This is a genomic window from Micromonospora purpureochromogenes, assembly GCF_900091515.1.
GTDB classification, from domain to species: Bacteria; Actinomycetota; Actinomycetes; order Mycobacteriales; family Micromonosporaceae; genus Micromonospora; species Micromonospora purpureochromogenes.
The window spans coordinates 864,841-881,431 of sequence record NZ_LT607410.1 but is presented as its reverse complement, the minus strand read 5'-3'; the positions used below and the strand labels follow the sequence as shown (position 1 = coordinate 881,431).

General features: G+C 72.0%; 15 protein-coding genes, 1 tRNA gene and 1 pseudogene. 10 read left to right on the top strand and 7 right to left on the bottom strand.

Annotated elements, in window-relative coordinates; genetic code table 11:
* Positions 1-464: 464 nt before the first annotated feature.
* The 4 genes and pseudogenes from GA0074696_RS31640 to GA0074696_RS04100 form a co-directional block, all read left to right on the top strand.
* Positions 465-571: pseudogene (locus GA0074696_RS31640) on the top strand (XRE family transcriptional regulator); the annotation flags it as partial.
* 219 nt (positions 572-790) lie between these two features.
* Positions 791-1,405, top strand: coding sequence for a hypothetical protein (locus GA0074696_RS04110; protein ID WP_088959854.1), 615 nt, complete (start codon positions 791-793; stop codon positions 1,403-1,405).
* Between the two features lie 32 nt (positions 1,406-1,437).
* Positions 1,438-1,932 carry a hypothetical protein gene (locus GA0074696_RS04105; protein ID WP_407940591.1) on the top strand — a complete coding sequence of 165 codons (495 nt, stop codon included), beginning with the start codon at positions 1,438-1,440 and terminating at the stop codon, positions 1,930-1,932.
* A gap of 105 nt (positions 1,933-2,037) precedes the next feature.
* Positions 2,038-3,339: a hypothetical protein gene (locus tag GA0074696_RS04100; protein ID WP_157745811.1), complete on the top strand. Its 1,302-nt coding sequence runs from the start codon at positions 2,038-2,040 to the stop codon at positions 3,337-3,339.
* A gap of 170 nt (positions 3,340-3,509) precedes the next feature.
* Here GA0074696_RS04100 and GA0074696_RS04095 read toward each other — a convergent pair whose 3' ends face one another.
* Both GA0074696_RS04095 and GA0074696_RS04090 read right to left on the bottom strand, forming a co-directional pair.
* A complete protein-coding gene (locus tag GA0074696_RS04095) occupies positions 3,510-4,916 on the bottom strand; it encodes a YncE family protein (RefSeq protein WP_088959851.1) in 1,407 nt (468 codons plus the stop codon).
* A gap of 243 nt (positions 4,917-5,159) precedes the next feature.
* Positions 5,160-6,794, bottom strand: coding sequence for a hypothetical protein (locus tag GA0074696_RS04090; RefSeq protein WP_231925259.1), 1,635 nt, complete (start codon positions 6,792-6,794; stop codon positions 5,160-5,162).
* Positions 6,795-7,167: 373 nt separating this feature from the next.
* On the opposite strand from GA0074696_RS04090, the gene GA0074696_RS04085 reads away from it, so the two are divergent.
* Complete coding sequence (locus GA0074696_RS04085) at positions 7,168-8,436, top strand: DUF11 domain-containing protein (protein ID WP_088959849.1); 1,269 nt, start codon at positions 7,168-7,170, stop codon at positions 8,434-8,436.
* A 98-nt stretch (positions 8,437-8,534) separates the two neighbouring features.
* Here the strand turns inward: GA0074696_RS04085 and GA0074696_RS04080 are convergent.
* Positions 8,535-8,621: transfer RNA gene (locus GA0074696_RS04080), tRNA-Ser, on the bottom strand.
* A gap of 75 nt (positions 8,622-8,696) precedes the next feature.
* Here GA0074696_RS04080 and deoD point away from each other — a divergent pair.
* The 3 genes from deoD (at position 8,697) to GA0074696_RS04065 (ending at position 10,632) form a co-directional block, all read left to right on the top strand.
* Positions 8,697-9,404: a purine-nucleoside phosphorylase gene (gene deoD, locus GA0074696_RS04075; protein WP_088959848.1), complete on the top strand. Its 708-nt coding sequence runs from the start codon at positions 8,697-8,699 to the stop codon at positions 9,402-9,404.
* A gap of 125 nt (positions 9,405-9,529) precedes the next feature.
* Positions 9,530-10,168 carry a TetR/AcrR family transcriptional regulator gene (locus GA0074696_RS04070; protein WP_088959847.1) on the top strand — a complete coding sequence of 213 codons (639 nt, stop codon included), beginning with the start codon at positions 9,530-9,532 and terminating at the stop codon, positions 10,166-10,168.
* Positions 10,165-10,632: an acyl-CoA thioesterase gene (locus GA0074696_RS04065; protein WP_088959846.1), complete on the top strand. Its 468-nt coding sequence runs from the start codon at positions 10,165-10,167 to the stop codon at positions 10,630-10,632. Before GA0074696_RS04070 ends, GA0074696_RS04065 begins: the two co-directional genes overlap by 4 nt.
* 32 nt (positions 10,633-10,664) lie before the next feature.
* Here GA0074696_RS04065 and GA0074696_RS04060 read toward each other — a convergent pair whose 3' ends face one another.
* From GA0074696_RS04060 to GA0074696_RS04050, 4 genes are all read right to left on the bottom strand, one after another.
* On the bottom strand, positions 10,665-11,120 hold the full coding sequence (locus tag GA0074696_RS04060) for a nucleoside deaminase (protein WP_088964347.1): 456 nt from the start codon (positions 11,118-11,120) through the stop codon (positions 10,665-10,667).
* Between the two features lie 208 nt (positions 11,121-11,328).
* On the bottom strand, positions 11,329-11,856 hold the full coding sequence (locus tag GA0074696_RS04055; protein ID WP_088959845.1) for a tRNA adenosine deaminase-associated protein: 528 nt from the start codon (positions 11,854-11,856) through the stop codon (positions 11,329-11,331).
* A gap of 119 nt (positions 11,857-11,975) precedes the next feature.
* Entirely contained in the window at positions 11,976-12,143 is a 168-nt protein-coding gene (locus GA0074696_RS31100) for a hypothetical protein (protein ID WP_172894160.1), read from the bottom strand.
* Positions 12,144-12,216: 73 nt separating this feature from the next.
* Complete coding sequence (locus GA0074696_RS04050) at positions 12,217-12,603, bottom strand: hypothetical protein (RefSeq protein WP_231925258.1); 387 nt, start codon at positions 12,601-12,603, stop codon at positions 12,217-12,219.
* A 77-nt stretch (positions 12,604-12,680) separates the two neighbouring features.
* On the opposite strand from GA0074696_RS04050, the gene GA0074696_RS04045 reads away from it, so the two are divergent.
* Together GA0074696_RS04045 and GA0074696_RS04040 are read left to right on the top strand one after the other, a co-directional pair.
* A complete protein-coding gene (locus tag GA0074696_RS04045) occupies positions 12,681-13,436 on the top strand; it encodes a M23 family metallopeptidase (RefSeq protein WP_088959844.1) in 756 nt (251 codons plus the stop codon).
* Positions 13,437-13,604: 168 nt separating this feature from the next.
* Positions 13,605-16,538, top strand: coding sequence for a glycosyl hydrolase (locus GA0074696_RS04040; RefSeq protein ID WP_088959843.1), 2,934 nt, complete (start codon positions 13,605-13,607; stop codon positions 16,536-16,538).
* Positions 16,539-16,591 lie beyond the last annotated feature (53 nt).

Genomic DNA, 16,591 nt, shown 5'->3' with positions numbered 1-16,591 from the left:
AACCCGCTGCACCCGCGCGGCGAACGCGTCCAAATCGCCCCGGGGTTGCCCTGCCCTCACCGGTGCCGCCTCCCGAAGAGCCACAGTGCCCGGTCACCGTACTCGAGAAGCTGTCAGACGACTGGGGCCATGCTGCTCCACGGCTTGCTGCACGAGTCGGAAACGCTCGTGGCCTGATCCACAAGGTCAGCGGGCCCGTTCCGAACCGGTACGCGTCGGCCGGGACGCGGATCGTGGCGCCGACGGCGACGCGGGTCGTGGACGGCATGGGCGGGGCCTCCTTCGCGGTGGAGGGGGCCGCCCCGCCTCCCCGTCGAGGCGGCCCCTGACTGACGCCGACCGCCGGGCTGGATCATCTCCACCGGCCGCGCCGTCCTGTGCGACCAGCCTTCCGCGCGTCACCGGACACGTACACCGCGTAGCTATATGGTCGGCGGATATTCGAGACGTCCGATGGAGGGGCCGTGAACGACGCGCTACGGGCGGCGCTCAGCGACACCGGGCACACCACCGAATCCCTCGCCGAACGCGTCGGCGTCGACCCAAGACCGTCGCGCGCTGGCTGACCGAGGGGGTCTTCGCGCCGGCGGCCTGGCGCGCGTTCGTCGCCCGGTCGTCGAGCGGGCCTGACCCGAGCCTGAGCGGGAGCGCCCGGCCCTGACGGGACGGGGCTGCGGCCAGCACAGGGCGGAGGGCCCACGATCGGGCGGTACCGTCCGGTGATCGGCGACGGCAGCGGATCTGTCGTACACATGTTCCATCCACAGGCTGTGGATGCCGGAGGGCTCGGATGAGTTACCAGCTCAGCGCGGTCGTCGCGGACGTCGAGCTGCTTCGCGAGCAGACCGCCGAGCTGGACCACGCCGTCCTCGCCGCGCTCCGGCAGGACTTCGCGCTGCTGCCGGTGACCCCGCAGCTCGTACAGGAGCTGACCGGCGGGCTGCCCGATTTCGCCACCGACGAGCCGAGCGCGGAGCAGCCGTTCCAGTTGCTCCTCTCGCCGGCGTTGGCGGGGCTGCTGGCCCGCTGGTCGCGGCGGGGGCCGGTGGCGTACCTGGAGGCGGAGTTCGCCGGGGGCCTCGGCTACCAGTCGGCGGTGGTGTGGCTGGGCGGCGAGGTGAGCTGGGGCCCGCGGGTCGACCGGCTCCTCGACGGACCACGCGCCGAGTGGCCGATAAACGCGGCGCTGGCCCGGTTGGGTACCGAACCCGGCCCATGGATCGACCCCTTCGCCGAGCTGGGTCTGCACCTGGAGCGGCACACCGACGGCTGGCTGGTTCACGGACGGCGGGGCCTGTCTGCCGACTACTGGGACGAGCTGGCCGAGGAGTGGGAATACCGGCAATCCGGCGAGGAGCAGCAACCTGAACGGCCTGGTTCCGTTGGGGACTGGGGGATTCCATGAAATTGCGACAATTCGTGTTCATTGCCACGCTGCTGACGGCTGCCTCGATCTCGGGGAGCGGTGTCCGTCCACAGGGGCCGGACGTGCCGGCCCGCCCGGTCGGCGACACCGAGGTGGTCCACCTGAGCGGCCTGGCCGAGATCGAGTTCGGCGACACCGAGCAGGAGCTGACCCGTCGCGGCGTGCTGCGCGCCGAGGTCGACGCCTGCGGGCCGACGCTGGCCGGGCACGGGGCGGCCAGCCCCATCTTCGTGGACGACCGGCTGGTGCTGCTCTGGCTGGACGACCCGATGAGCACTCCGGAGGGGATCACCGTCGGCACGCCGGTCGAGGAGGTGCTGACCAGCTACCCGGAAGCGGTCCGGCTCGACGCTCCACAGCGGACGTACCGGTTCGACGGGCTGCTGGCCCGCGACGGCGACCGGGCGTACCTCTTCCTGCACGACGGCACCTCCGTGCGGGAGATCATCGCCGGGTACGCGGACTGGGCCCGCCGGCTCTTCGACGAGGGCTACGGCCCCTGCTGAACCGGCGACACCGCCGGCCTGGCGGCCGATTGTCGAAGATCAGCTCCCGTGGAATCATCTCCTCGCCCGCGCACTCGCCGCGCGGCATCTCACGGGGGAGTTGATGTGAGGACAGCCCTGTCCGCCTGCCTGGGGAACCGGAGCAGCAGGAGAGTTCCACGGCTCGCGCTGGCCGCCGCAGCGGTGCTGACCGCCCCGGCGTTCCTGGTCGGACCGTCCGCCGCCGGTCCCAGCGCGACCACGCCGGCCGCGGCCGTCACCGGTTCGTCCACGACGACATCCACCGGTGCCGTCTCCTCGACATCGGTGAGGGCCGGCGTGGTCGATGCCGACGCCCGGGCAGCCGCAGGCGGTGACGCGTCCCCGCCGCCGGCTGAGTCCGCGACCGCGGGACTGACGACCGAGCAGACCCGTACCCGGTCGGGGACGATAACCCCGGCGCAGCGGCCTCCCCGCTCCTTCTGTGGCGGCGCGCTGGCCTTCGGCACCGTCAACAACTGCGGGTTGATCATCGGCCAGGCGGAGGACACCTGGACGTTCACCACGACCGCGGACTCGGACGTGCTGTACGTCCAGGTGGTGGAGATGTCCGGGGTCAGCCTCTCCATCCGGGTGAAGCACCAGGAGGGCTGGACGGCCTGCGAGATCAGCGCCTACCACGAATACCTCGAGCAGTGCCGGCTCGGTCCTGCCGGCACCTACACGCTCACGGTCAGGACCGCGAGCGGCAGCGGGAAGGGTGGCTACACCCTCTCGATCGAGTCGAGGCGGACGCCGTCGGCGTGTGAGCGGCTGCCGGAGGACGTCTTCTCGTGGGCCTCGGCCGGCGTCGGCGGCACCCTCCCGGCCGGGTTGGCCGCTCGGTGCTTCACGTTCGACCAGCCCACCGACAGCAAGCTGTTCATTGCCGAGCCGCACCTGCGTGATCTCACCTATCTGCACGCGGAAATAACGGACGCGCGCCACCAGGAGCTCTGCCAGACCCACTACGCCGACTTCGACTGCACGCTGAGCTCGGCCGGGCCGTACCGGATCTTCATCGACCACATCGACGGCAAGGCGACGGCGTACAACCTCAGGCTGCCGCGCATCTCTCAGCCGGTCGGCTGTTCGGCGCTGTCCCCGACCGGCGACCTCGGCAAGGCCGTCGGCCAGGGCCGGCTGGAGCCGTACCGGCGGGCCTGCCACTCGTTCGCCAGCGCCACGGCCGGCCAGGTCCAGATCCTCGTCGACCAACAGGCCTTGTCGTGGAAGCTGTACGACAACGCCGGCGGCTACATCTGCAACCAGTCCTCCGTGCAGTACTGCGTCCTGCCCGCGGCTGGGTCGTACACGCTGCTGGTGTGGAACGGGAACCAGTACAAGGCGTTGGACTACCAGGTGGCGGTGACCGCCCCGACCACGTGAGGTCCCGTCGGCCGGCCCTGCGGGGCCGGCCCACCGAGCAGGCCGCACACCCGGAGACGCCCGGCCGGTCCTCGCGGACCGGCCGGGCGTTTCCGCAGCTCACGAGCGGTGGCGGCGGGGGTGCAGGTGGTACCCGGGGTGGGCGGTCACCGTCGCGGTGCGACCGCGGGCTACCGCGTCGTCGCGGTGGTGAACAGGGACACCTGCACGGTGACGGACCGGCTGGACGCCAGGTGGCCGGCATCCCCGGGGAAGGTGACGGTGTAGGTGTTGGCCCCACCGAACCGCGGCGTGTCGGTGAAGGAGAACGTCCCGTTCGCGGTGGTGCTGACGCTCGGCAGGACGTGGGTGCCGAAGAGGTCCCGCTTCGCCACCTGGAGCGTCCACGGCGACGAGACGGCGGCACCGGTGAACGCCAGCGTGCCGGTGACCGTGACCTTCGTCCGGTACGTGCTCGACGGCGCCGACAGGGTCAGCGAGGATTCGGCCTTCGTGAAGTCGGTCAGCAGCCGCAGGGCCGGGTCGTCCCCGGCGTGGTCGGTGGTAACGGCGTAGAGCGTGCGGTTGTCAGCGCTGACGGCGAGGCCCTGCCGCTCGACGTGGGTGTCCGTTGGCAGCTTGTAGCTGCGCACCAGGGTCCCGTCGAGCCGCTCGACCCGGATCGTCGAGGACGTCTCCGCCGACCTGTTGGTGTTGGCGACGATGACGAACGAACCGTTCGGTGACGTCGTCACGGCCGTCGGCCAGGTTCCGGACGGGTACCCGCCCGCCGCCGACAGGTCCGTGGTCGAGAACCCCACGTGCTGGGTGGCGGCCGCTGTCTGGTCGCCGTTCAGAAATGAACAGCCCAGAATCACCCTGCTCGCGTCGGGTGTCAGCGCGGCGTCGTGCAGGCCGGTGCAGGTGTCCGACGGCATGGACGCGACCAGCGCAGGAGTACCGGACGAGACGTCGTACACGGTCGCTCTGCCCGAGGAGGGGGTGGTGACCGAGGACCGGTCCGCCACGAAGAGCAGATCCGGGTCGGCCGGGCTGCTCCGCAGCAACGGGGGCCGGACGAACATGCCGTTGAGCGGCAGGCCGAGGGTCATGACCGGGGTGGCCCCGCGCAGGTCGAGCGAGCCGAGCAGGCCCTTGCCGTACGTGCAGCCGTACCCGAAGTAGAGCTTCCCGCCGGCGGGCGCCAGCCAGGTGGGACAGGTGCCGGCGCCGATGCTGTAGCGGCGTGTCTCGGTCAGCGTCCTGGTGTCGATCGCGGCGATGGCGCCCGCCTCGATGAGCGCCACGTGCAGCGTCGACCCGTCCGGGCTCAGCGCCATGCCGGAGGCGTCCGGCAGGTTCGGAATGGTCGCCTGCGAACCGCCCGCCAGGTCCGTCACCCGCACGCCCGACCCCGTCCGCCCGGGGCTGAAGAAAAGATGCCCGTGCGCCGAGTCGACGACCATCTGGGAGTACGTCCCGATGCCGAGCCCGACCGTGCTGTCGGCGTGCGCCACGCCGGAGCTCAGCGGCGATACGACGCCGAGCGTCGCGCCGAGCGCCACGACCATGAGGCGTGCCATCTGCTTGACGCGCACGTCCCACCCCCCTTAAGCCAAGATCCACGGTTACGTGCGGAGCAAGCTTAGGGGTAGGCCCGGCTCGCCGAGGCCCGGCCGGCACCGTCGGGACGCTACCGAGCCGAAGGTACGAGGACCGGCCTGCCGGATCAGATGATCTCTTCGGATGACGGCAGTCGCGGGTGGGACAACGGGACCGGCTGACGAAACGCCCGGCCGCTCGCGAGGAGCTGCCGGGCGTTGTCGTGCGGGACGGGAGCTTCAGAACAGCGGGCCACCGCTCTGCGGCCCGGCGATCCGGAGGCCGTACCGCTGGGGCCAGACGATCTCGGTGCGCATGTCCAGACCGCTCCACCAGGTGCTCAGCGGTACGAGCCCGCTGGTGGAGCCGTGGAAGGGGACCATCGAACCGGACGCGTAGCCGGCGGTGTCGCCGGCCACCTCCTCCCCGGTCGACGTCACGACGGCGTCCAGCGGACCGGTGCCGTTGAGGTTCAACACCGCGACCGACGCGCCGAACTTGTCACCGCGCTCGGACGTGCCCGGCACGTTCGGGTGGTTCTGGTCGAAGGCCTGAGCACCGCTGCCGGTGATCCCCGAGGCCGAACCCTTGAGCAGGGTGACAACCCCGGCCTCGTCCGTCGGGCCGACCTCCTCGCCGGGCGAGCCGACCAGCACGTCCGCCTTGCCGTCGCCGGTCACGTCGCCGGTCGCGAGCGACGCGCCGAAGCGGTCGTAGCCCTCGGGCTCCCCCGGCACGCCGGCGGTGCGCTGCGTGACGATCCGGACCGCACTGCCGGACAAACCGGCGGTACGCCCCGTGAAGACCGCGATCAGGCCGCCGTAGAGGTCGGGGGTCTGGGCACCGGGCGCGCCGGCGACGACCTCGCCCAGTCCGTCGCCGTTCACGTCGCCGATGGCGAGCGTCTCGCCCAGGTTCCAGGCGATGGTGTCGCTCTGGCCGGTCGCGGGGAGCACCGCCGCTCCGGTGACCGAGGTGGCGCCGGTGGTCGACACGCCACTCGGCGAGCCCCACATCAGGGTGACCATGCCGCTGCCGTTCCAGGACGTGCCGTCGTTCTCCCGGGGCGCGCCGATCACCAGGTCGTTGTACCGGTTGTTGTTGACCTTCCCGATCGCCAGCGAGAAGCCGAAGTAGTCGTTGCGCTCGGCCGCACCCGGCACTCCGGCCTGGTCCTGTTGGAGGTACTGGGCACCGGTGGCCGTCAGGCCGGTCAGCCCACCGTAAAGGACGGTGACCGCGCCGGCTTCCGTCTTGGTCCCGATCCCCTCCTCGTACGCGCCGATGGCGAGGTCCTCGCGGCCGTCCCCGTTGATGTCACCGGCCGCCAGCGTCGCACCGAACCGGTCCTGGTTCTCCGCCGCGCCCGGGACACCCGGTGAGCTCTGGTTGAAGTGCTTCGCCGCATCGACCACCAGGCCGGCACTGCTACCCGGGATGACCCAGACCCCGCCGGCAGCGGACTTGTTTCCTGGATCCAACTCGTCCATGGCGCCGATCGCGAGGTCGTCGTACCGATCGCCGTTGAAGTCCCCGGCGGCGAGCGCCCACCCGAAGCCGCTGTTACCACCGTCCGGCGTCGCGCCACCGATGAGGTAGTCGACCTGCGGCGCGGACGAGTAGCGCACCACGACCACGCCGGTCGCCCCGTACGGCAGGGTGTAGTTGAAGGGGTCGCCGGTGGCGGCGATGTCGTCGACGCCGTCGCCGTCGAAGTCGGAACGGGTACCACCGGTCCCCCGAATCGGCGTGGTCGCCTTCGCCACCCGATGGTGCTGCAGTACAACGCCTTCCCGCGTGATGACCCGCACGTCGTCCGACGCCTGTGCCGGGGCACCGACCGCCAGACCGGCCAGCACGGCCACCAGCGACACACTCGTAGTTCTTCGACCCACCAAAACCCCCGATCGTCGTGGACTGCCCCGAGACCGTAGAGGGATGGACGATCGGCGATAACTGGGCGAACGGGCAGGTCGACCGCCGACCGGCCGGCAGCGTACGCCGATCGGTGGAGGTGCGGCGACAGCGACGCGAAGGCGCGGGAGGCTCGACTGCCACCAACAGGCGCGGCTGCGGCCGCCTCCACCGGTCTTCGGCGGGGGCTGCCGGTGAGCCACAGTGGAGGATGACCAGAATCGATCGGGTGTGACGGATCGCCGGTCTCCAGCGCTGGATCATGGTACGGGCACGGAAGCCCGCTCCGGCCGTAACTCCCGCCGGCCGATTCCTGCAACAGACAAGGACCTGATGCATCCCACTCCTCATCTGACCCGCCGTACCCGGCTCGCCGGGGCGTCCGGCCTCGCCGCGCTACTCTCGCTTGCGGCCGCGACGCTCCCCGCCGCGCCGGCCGCCGCCGCGCCGCCCCGGGCGGACCTGGCGGTCACCGCCACCGCCATTGCCCCCCGCGACCAGGTCGTCGACGTGGGCGGCGGGGCCACCGTCGAGGTCCAGGTCCGCAACGCCGGCACCCGGTCCGCGTCGGACGTCACCCTGACCTACGGCCTGCCGGACGGCGCCTACTTCAGTGACGGCAACGGCCCACCGCAGGGCTGGACCTGCGACTTCGGCCCGGCCGCCACCTGCAGGTACGGGGCGCTGGCCGCGGGGGCGAGCGCACCGCCGCTGCGGTTCGACTTCTACCTCCCGCCCGCGCCGGCGGGCACCGTCTCGGCGGTCACCGCGACTGCGAAGACCACCAGCCCCGAACTCTCCACCAGCAACAACACGGGCAGCGCCCCGATCACGTACGTGCGAGGGGTGACCGACCTGGAGGTCATCGCGACCCAGGCCGACCCCGCCCAACCGATCGTGGGCGACACCGTCAACGTCTCCGTGCAGGTGCGCAACGCCGGGAACATGACGGCGGAGCTGGTCCACGTCACGGTGCCGCTGCCCGCCGGCCTCACCCGGGTCAGCGAGGACTACAACAGCCCCTGGTACTGCGAGTTCGGCTCCGGCCTCGTCGCCGGCCAGCCAGGCTGGGACTGCCTGTACTACCAGATGGTGGACGGATGGACGCCCGAGCCGCTGCACCTGTCGGCCACCATCGCCGCCGCCGTCCCGGGCGACGTGGTGACCTTCACCGCCAAGGCGACCACCACCTCCCCGGAAGACGACCTCGCCGACAACACCGGTCAGACCTCCGTCACGGTGGCCGAGCCGGGGACGGTACGCGGCACGGTCTGGCTGGACGCCGACCGGGACGGGGTACGCGACGCCGACGAGACCGGCGTGACCGGCGCCCAGCTGTCGGTCCTGGTGGGTGACCAGACCGGCCAGACGTACGTGCGGGCCACCGTGGCCGCGGACGGCACCTGGACGGCGCTGTTCCGTTCCGGCGAGGTGGTCGCCAGCTTCACCATTCAGGCGCCGTACTGCTTCGCGGACTCGGCCGACGGGGATCTGGCGATGTTCCAGAACTACTCGTACGGTGGCGGCAACGCCTCCAGCAACCCGGCGAGCCTGGCACCGGCCGGCGAGGCGATCATAGACGCCGCCGTGGTCCGCTGCTGACCAGCTCTTGAGCGCGAACCGAGACCAGAACTGAGACCCACAAGCGGAACGCCCGGCCGATCCTCGCGGATCGACCGGGCGTTCTCGCTGTTCACGAGCGGTGGCGGCGGGATTTGAACCCGCGGAGGGGTTGCCCCCTCACACGCTTTCGAGGCGTGCTCCTTAGGCCACTCGGACACGCCACCGCCGACGAGGGTACAGGACCGCCGGTCTGGATGCCGAACCGGTATGCCCGCCTCCGGCCTGGCAGGATCTTTGCCATGAGTACGCACATCGGCGCGAAGCCGGGAGAGATCGCCGAGCGGGTCCTGATGCCGGGCGACCCGCTGCGGGCCAAGTGGATCGCGGAGACCTACCTCGAGGACGCCACGTGCTACTCGACGGTCCGGGGCATGCTGGGCTTCACCGGCCGCTGGAACGGCGTGCCGGTCTCCGTCCAGGGCTCCGGCATGGGCATGCCGTCCGCCTCCATCTACGCCCACGAGCTGGTCAACGAGTACGGCGTGAAGACCCTGATCCGGGTCGGTTCCTGCGGCGCCCTGACCGAGGACCTCCAGCTGCGCGACGTGGTCGCCGCGATCGGGTCCTCCACCGACTCGAACATGAACCGGATGCGGTTCGACGGGCTGATCGACTACGCCCCGGTCGCCGACTTCGGGCTGCTGCGTACCTCGGTCGAGGTGGCCGAGCGGCGCGGCATCAGCATGCGGGTCGGGCCGATCCTGGCGGCGGACGCCTTCTACACCGACCGGCCGGACCTCTACGACACCCTGGCCGACTACGGCGTGCTGGCGGTGGAGATGGAGTCGGCGGCGCTCTACACGATCGCCGCCCGGTTCAAGGCGCGGGCGCTGACCATCCTGACCGTCAGCGACCACATCAAGACCGGCGAGAAGACCACCGCCGAGGAGCGCGAGCAGACCTTCAGCCAGATGGTCGAGATCGCCCTGGACACCGCCATCGCCTGATTTCCCTTCCTTTCTCGGCGCCCCGTCATCCGCCCCCGGATGGCGGGGCGTCGCCGTGTCGGAGTGACCACCGTCACGGACCAAAACAATACGAACGGTCGTGCTTTTTGATTTAGCCTCTTCCCATGACAGTCGACGGACGCGTCGCCCGCGGCGACCGGACCCGGGGCGCCGCGTTGGACGCCGCCGTGGTGTTGGCCACCGAGGTCGGACTGCACGGGCTCTCGCTCGCGCAGCTCGCCGACACGCTCGGGGTGAGCAAGTCCGGCCTGTTCGCGCACTGGCGCTCCAAGGAGGTGCTCCAGCTCGCCACCGTCGACCGGGCGGTGGAGCAGTGGCAGGAGCGGATCATCGACCCGGCGCTGCGCGCCCCCCGGGGCGTCCGGCGGCTCTGGGCCCTGCACCAGGCCCGGATCGACTTCTACGCCGCCCGGGTGCTCCCCGGCGGCTGCTTCTTCGCCAGCACCGACTTCGAGTACAACGCCCGACCCGGCCCGGTCCGGGACCGGCTCGCCGAGGTGTTCGGCCGCTGGACCGCGTTCCTCGAACACCTCGTCCGGGAGGCGGTCGCCGCCGGCGAACTTCCCGCCGACACCGACGTCCCGCAGTTGGCGTACGAGATCGACGCGCTCGGGATCGCCGCCGCTCTGCGGTCCCGGCTGCTGGACCCCGACACCGCCTACCGGCACGCCCGCCGGGGCCTGCTGCACCGCCTGCGGGCCTTGTGCCCCGATCCGACCCTGCTACCGGAAGGCCTCTCATGAGCCACGCCGTCGCCACCCCCTCCGCCGTCGAGTACGGCCACGTCGAGCACGTCAGCGTGTACTTCGACGACCTCGACGCCTTCGGCATCCTGCACAACTCCCGGTACGTGGTGCTGCTGGAACGGGCCCTGACCGCCTACTGGGCCGAGCGGGGCGTCTCCTACCAGGGCGGGCAGCGCAGCGCGCCGGACACCTTCCACGCGGTACGCGAGTTCACCATCACCTACCGCGCCCCGATCGCGGCCACCGGGCCGGTAGCGGTGCACTTCTGGCTCGAACACTTCGGCACCAGCAGCGCCGAGTACGCCTACCGGTTCAGCTCGCTCGACGGCAGCGTCGTGCACGCCGAGGGCCGGCGGGCGATCGTCCGGCTCGACCCGGCGACCCTGCGACCCACCCCGTGGACCGAGACCGGCCGCGCGGTGGCCGCGAACCTGCTCCGCCCCGCCCCGAGCGCGGCCTGATCAGCCCACAGGTCTGAGCGGCGGGCGGGCGGTCAGCGGAAGAAGGCGCGCAGCAGGGCGGCGCTCTCGGACTCCAGGACGCCGCCGTAGACCTCCGGCCGGTGGTTGAGCCGGCGGTCACGCAGCACGTCCCAGAGCGAGCCGGCCGCGCCGGTCTTGGGCTCCCAGGCGCCGAAGACCACGGTGGACACCCGGGCCAGGACCAGCGCGCCCGCGCACATCGTGCAGGGTTCCAGGGTGACCACCAGCGTGCAGCCGTCGAGCCGCCAGCGGCCGAGCCGCTCGGCGGCCCGGCGCAGCGCCAGCACCTCGGCGTGCGCGGTCGGGTCGCCGGTCAGCTCGCGCTCGTTGCGCCCGATCGACAGTTCGGTCCCGTCCGGGCCGTAGAGCACGGCGCCGACCGGGATGTCATCGGAGGTGTCCGCGCCGTCGGCGCCCGGGGCGGGCGTGTCCGGGCCGGTGACGGCGACCTCCAGCGCGCGGCGCATCCACAGTTCGTGCCGCTGCCGGCGGCCCGCCCCGTCCGGGTCGGCCAGCCCCTCGTCCGCACCGGGCCCGACCCGGCCCACCGCGCCCGGCGTCGGCTGCCCCCGACGTACGGTCTCCAGCGCCGGGTCGGTCGAGTCGACCGGCTCGGCGGCGCCGGCCAGCGGCGAACCGCCGCCCGGCAGGGCGACTCCGTCACCGGACGGCGGGTCAGACCTCACGCAACTCCTCGACCTCGTCGACGCACCCGAGCACCTGGCACACCTCGGCCGTGACGTCGGCCGGGAGCATCCCCTCATCAGTGCAGAGCTGGAGCAGCTTCTGGGCGGGGATGCCCAGGTCGGCGAGGATGTCCGCGTCGCCGACCGGGTCCGCCTCGGGGTCGACCGCCGGCTGCTCGCTCTCCTCGCCCCCGGCGGCGGACGGCCGGGGCTCCTCGCTCTCCTCCAGCCCGGTGACCGAGGTCTTCAGGTCCCCGACGAGCAGCGCGCCCAGCCGGGACTCCTCGGCGTACGCGGAGTCGGAGCCGAAGATCCGGAGATCCTCCCCCTCGTCCAGGCGCAGGATCACCAGGTAGGCGTCGTCCGCCTCGACGAAGAGCAGCGACAGGTCGGCGTCGGGCTCGACGTCGCGCAGCCGGTCGGCGACGTCGTCGATGTCGGAGGCGCCCCGTAGGTTCACCTCGGCGGCGCTCCACTCGCCCTCGTCGCGCACCACGGCGGCAGCGAAGTACGACACGGTCCCCCCAAAGGCCTCGGCACGGCAAGCCGACTCGTTACGCGATGCACGTTAACCGGTCGGGTCGGCAGGCGACCGGTCAACGCCCCGAAGGGCCGGTCAATCCTGAGAAAGTCGCCTCAGCCGGCGACGCGACGCCGGGTGGCGATCAGCTGTCGCAGCCGCTCGGTGTGCTCCCGCTGCGGCTTGTCCCGCTGTCGTACCGCGCGGGCCCCCGCCAACTCGGCGAGAATCTGCAGGCGGCGACGGCTGCGCTCGGGGTCGAGCCGCGGGGTGGTCCAGGCCATACCGGAAAGCGTCCCCAGTCACAGCGAGTACGTCAAGATGGCGTTCAAAACGAAGCCGACCGATAACGCAGCGTCACCACATCGGCCAGTCCGCGCTGGTCGCCCAGCGCACGACCACGATCGCGAACGCGATGCTCCAACCACCCGCTGTGACGATCGCCACCCCGGTGCCCACCCCCCGGTCGCCGTACCGGACGAGGCCGAGGGCGGCCAGCCAGGCCACCACGCCGGCGATCACGGTCCACCACGCGTACCCGGAGACGCCGCGACCGAGGAGGCCGAAGAGCACCAGCCAGGCGGCGGCGAGCGCACCGCCGGCGGCCACCCCGCTGCCGGTCACCGGGTGCGGCTCGCGCCACGTCGGCCGGCGCGGCGGCCCCGACGGAAACAGACCCGAGGGGGTACGCGCCATGAACTGCCCGGCGGCCGGCCCGGCCGGGTACCTGGGCTGACCATCCATCGCCGTCACCGCTCCCGTCCACGCACCCCGGCGCTCCGGGGGACCCTCCCACCGTATCCGTCTGCCAGGATGTCCGGATGTTGTCGCGATCGACCGGCCGCCGCGCGCGTCCGGCGTACCCGGTCCTGCTGTTGCTGGCACCGGCGTTGCTCGCCGGCTGCGCGCCCGGCGACCGGCCGGCCGCCGCGCCGAGCACGGTCTGGGACGCTCCGTCCGCGACGGCCACCGCGGACCAGCCGGCGCCGGCCACGCCCTCCGCGAGCCCGGCCGGGCCGTCGGCGGCGCCGAGCCCTGCGCCGCTGCGACGGGTCTTCCCGGTACGCGCCGGCAAGGTCGCCTACCACCCGACGCACGCGGCGTATCCGGGCACGGACATCTTCGCCGACTGCGGTGAGCCGGTGGTGGCGGTGACCGACGGGACGATCCTGGAGGTGAGCCGGGTGGACCGGTTCGACCGGCGGGGGCCGTTGGGGCCGTACAACGGCGGGCTCTCGGTGTCGTTGCTCGGGGACGACGGGGTGCGGTACTACGGCTCGCACCTGAGCGCGATCAGCGCCGGCGTGGACGCCGGCGTGCGGGTCCGCGCGGGGCAGCAGCTCGGCAAGGTGGGCCGGACCGGCAACGCCAACAACGTCTGCCACCTGCACTTCGGCCTGTCGCCCAAGTGCACCGGCCACGACGACTGGTGGATCCGCCGGGGCGTGGTGTGGCCGGCGAAGTACCTGGATTCGTGGCGCCGCGACGGCAACCGGTCGCCGGCCGCCGCGGTGACCTCCTGGGAGCGCGAACACGGCTGCCCGAAGGCCCCCCGTACGACCACGGACGCCGGCTGACCGGAGGGCACGGGAGCCCCCGCAACACGGTCGTCACCCGACTGAAACATTGACGAAAGTCTTGTCAATCGTTAACGTCCGCCTGAGAGAGCGCTCTCTCAGGTAACAAACCTCCCGATTCCGACGAACCGCGACCCGGTCCCCGATCCGGCGCGCGCTGGAGGAACGATGAACCCTCCCGTCCCACCCCGCCGCACCCCCTGGGTGCTCGCCGCCACCACCACCGCCCTGGCCGTCGTCGTCGCCGGTCTCGCCCTCACCGCCGCCACCGCCCCCGCCGAGGCCGCCACCGTCGGCGCCGGCAGCTACACCACCGACCGGGTCGGCCCCCTGCCCACCGGCTGCGGGGACCTGTCCACCAACCCCCGGCAGTTCGTCACCGCCAACGCGCCCGCCGGCCCGATCCCCACCAACGACTGGTGGTCGTCGTTGCTGTGGAAGCGGACGAACTGCGCGTACAGCGAGCCGCTGCACGCGCACCCCGCCTCCTACCAGCCGTTCGGCGACGGCCTCGGCTTCTCCGCCACCTCCACCCCCACCGTCACCGGCACGGCGACCGGGGTGGGCGAGTACAAGTACGGGTACGCCGAGGACATCCGGGTCGGCGTGACCGGGCTCGGCGCGCCGGTCGTCAAGGTCGACGACTGGACGGACTGGACGGTCAGCCCGTACTGGAGCGACGACACTCGTACCCTGCGGGCCACCATCGGCCACGGCCTGCCGTTCGCCTACTTCCGGACCAGCGGCGGCGACGCGCTGATCAACCCCACCGGCGGCAGCCCGACGGTCTGGTCCCAGAACGGCGCCACCATCGGGTTCACCGTCCGGGGCCACGACTACGTCGCCTACGCCCCGACCGGCGCCACCTGGACCGTCGCCGGCGGACGGATCACCTCCACCCTGGCCGGCAAGGGCTACTTCTCCGTCGCTCTGCTGCCCACCACGCCGAGCACCGACGCCACCGCCCGCGCCGACCTCGCCACCACCTACGGCCGGTACGCCCACGCACACGTCACCGGCACCCGGGTCTCCTACTCCTACGACCAGGCCAGCAGCCGGGTCACCACCACGTACGCCTTCACCACCACACCCCGGGAGGGCACCGCCACCCAGACCGTGGTGAGCCTCTACCCGCACCAGTGGAAGGCGCTCACCGGCGCCACCCCGATCGGCCAGGCCTACCCGTCCGCCCGGGGCCGGATGAAGGTGCTCACCGGCGTCAGCCAGTTCCGCACCGCGATGACCTACCAGGGGGTGCTGCCGGAGCTGCCCGCCGTCGCCACCGGCGCCGGCGCCGACCTGGCCCAGCTCAGGGACCAGCTCGCCGCGGTGCGGGGCAACCCGATGGACCAGCGCGGCACCGACACGTACTGGACCGGCAAGGGCCTCGGACGGGCCGCCCGGATCGCCGAGATCGCCGACCTGGTCGGTGACACGGAGACCCGTACCGCCGCGCTGAACGCGATCCGGTCCACGCTGAACGACTGGTTCACCGCCACCCCCGGCAAGACGGCCCGGGTCTTCTACTACGACCGCAACTGGGGCACGCTGATCGGCTACCCCGCGTCGTACGGCTCCGACCAGGAGCTCAACGACCACCACTTCCACTACGGGTACTTCATCGCGGCCGCCGCGACGCTGGCCAAGTTCGACCCGACCTGGGCCACCACCGACCGGTACGGCGGCATGGTCGACCTGCTCATCCGGGACGCCAACAACTACAGCCGCGAGGACACCCGCTTCCCGTACCTGCGGGACTTCGACATCTACGCCGGGCACGACTGGGCCTCCGGGCACGGCTCGTTCGCCGCCGGCAACAACCAGGAGTCGTCGTCGGAGGGGATGAACTTCGCCAACGCCCTCATCCAGTGGGGACAGGCCACCGGCAACACCGCCGTGCGGGACGCCGGCATGTTCATGTACACCAACCAGGCCGCGGCGATCCAGCAGTACTGGTTCGACGTCGACGACGAGAACTTCCCGGCCGCGTTCGGGCACTCGACGGTCGGCATGGTCTGGGGCGACGGTGGCGCGTACGCCACCTGGTTCAGCGCCGACCCGGAGATGATCCAGGGCATCAACATGCTGCCGGTCACCGGCGGCCACCTCTACCTGGGGTACCGCCCGCCGTACCCCAGGACCAACTACGCCGAACTGGTCCGCAACAACGGTGGCGAACCGACGGTCTGGCAGGACATCCTCTGGCAGTTCCTGGCCCTCGGCGACCCCGACGCGGCACTGACGAAGCTGCGCGCCAACCCCGGCTACACGCCGGAGGAGGGCGAGAGCCGAGCCCACACGTTCCACTGGATCCGCAACCTGGCGGCGCTGGGCCAGGTGGACACCGCCGTCACCGCGAACCACCCGCTGGCCGCCGTCTTCACCCGCAACGGCGCCCGCACCTACGTGGCCAGCAACATCACCGCCGCGCCGCTGACGGTGACCTGGTCCGACGGCACCCGGCTGACGGTCGCGGCCGGACGGACGGCGACCACCGGGGCGTACACCTGGAGCGGCGGCAACGCCAACGGCGGCGCGAGCCCGAGCCCGACGCCGAGCCCGACGCCGACCAGCCCGACGCCGAGCCCGACGCCCACCAGCCCGAGCCCGACGCCGACCACGCCGCCGCCCAGCGGCTCGCCGACGCGGTACCTGCTCCCCGGCGGTGGCCTGGGGGCGGCCGGCGGCGCGACGACCACCACCGTGGCGAGCGCCGGCGGCACCAACCACGACGGCACGCCGACCAACCCGGTGGTCTTCACCGCGACCGGCCTGACCATGGCGTACGCGGGTGGGCAGACCCGGTACGACCTGTTCCTCGACGCCGGCTCGGCCGTCGGCAACGGGGTGCAGGCGCGGATCTCCTACGACCTGACCGGTGACGGGACCGTCGAACGGGTGGAGACGTACCGCTACTTCGCCACCGACCCGGTTCCCGGCTACGAGCACTACACCCAGAACGCCGGGCTGCTCTCCGCCACCGGCGCCCTCGGCAACCTGTCCAACGGCACGGTGAAGGTGGAGGTCTGGTCCGCCATCGGCACGAACCCGACCACCCTCGGCATCGGCGACCGCTCGGTCGTCACGCTGCCGTACGCCTGATCCGGCGTCCCAGCACCAGCCCGCGCCGCCGGTCGTACCCCCGACCGGCGGCG

Coding starts and splice junctions, on each gene's coding strand:
- GA0074696_RS04060 (WP_088964347.1), bottom strand. CDS start 11,120: ATGCGCCGCGCGCTGGAGGTCGCCGTCACCGGCCCGGACACGCCCGCC.
- GA0074696_RS04045 (WP_088959844.1), top strand. CDS start 12,681: ATGTTGTCGCGATCGACCGGCCGCCGCGCGCGTCCGGCGTACCCGGTC.
- GA0074696_RS31100 (WP_172894160.1), bottom strand. CDS start 12,143: ATGGCCTGGACCACCCCGCGGCTCGACCCCGAGCGCAGCCGTCGCCGC.
- GA0074696_RS04085 (WP_088959849.1), top strand. CDS start 7,168: ATGCATCCCACTCCTCATCTGACCCGCCGTACCCGGCTCGCCGGGGCG.
- GA0074696_RS04070 (WP_088959847.1), top strand. CDS start 9,530: ATGACAGTCGACGGACGCGTCGCCCGCGGCGACCGGACCCGGGGCGCC.
- GA0074696_RS04110 (WP_088959854.1), top strand. CDS start 791: ATGAGTTACCAGCTCAGCGCGGTCGTCGCGGACGTCGAGCTGCTTCGC.
- GA0074696_RS04050 (WP_231925258.1), bottom strand. CDS start 12,603: ATGGATGGTCAGCCCAGGTACCCGGCCGGGCCGGCCGCCGGGCAGTTC.
- GA0074696_RS04065 (WP_088959846.1), top strand. CDS start 10,165: ATGAGCCACGCCGTCGCCACCCCCTCCGCCGTCGAGTACGGCCACGTC.
- deoD (WP_088959848.1), top strand. CDS start 8,697: ATGAGTACGCACATCGGCGCGAAGCCGGGAGAGATCGCCGAGCGGGTC.
- GA0074696_RS04040 (WP_088959843.1), top strand. CDS start 13,605: ATGAACCCTCCCGTCCCACCCCGCCGCACCCCCTGGGTGCTCGCCGCC.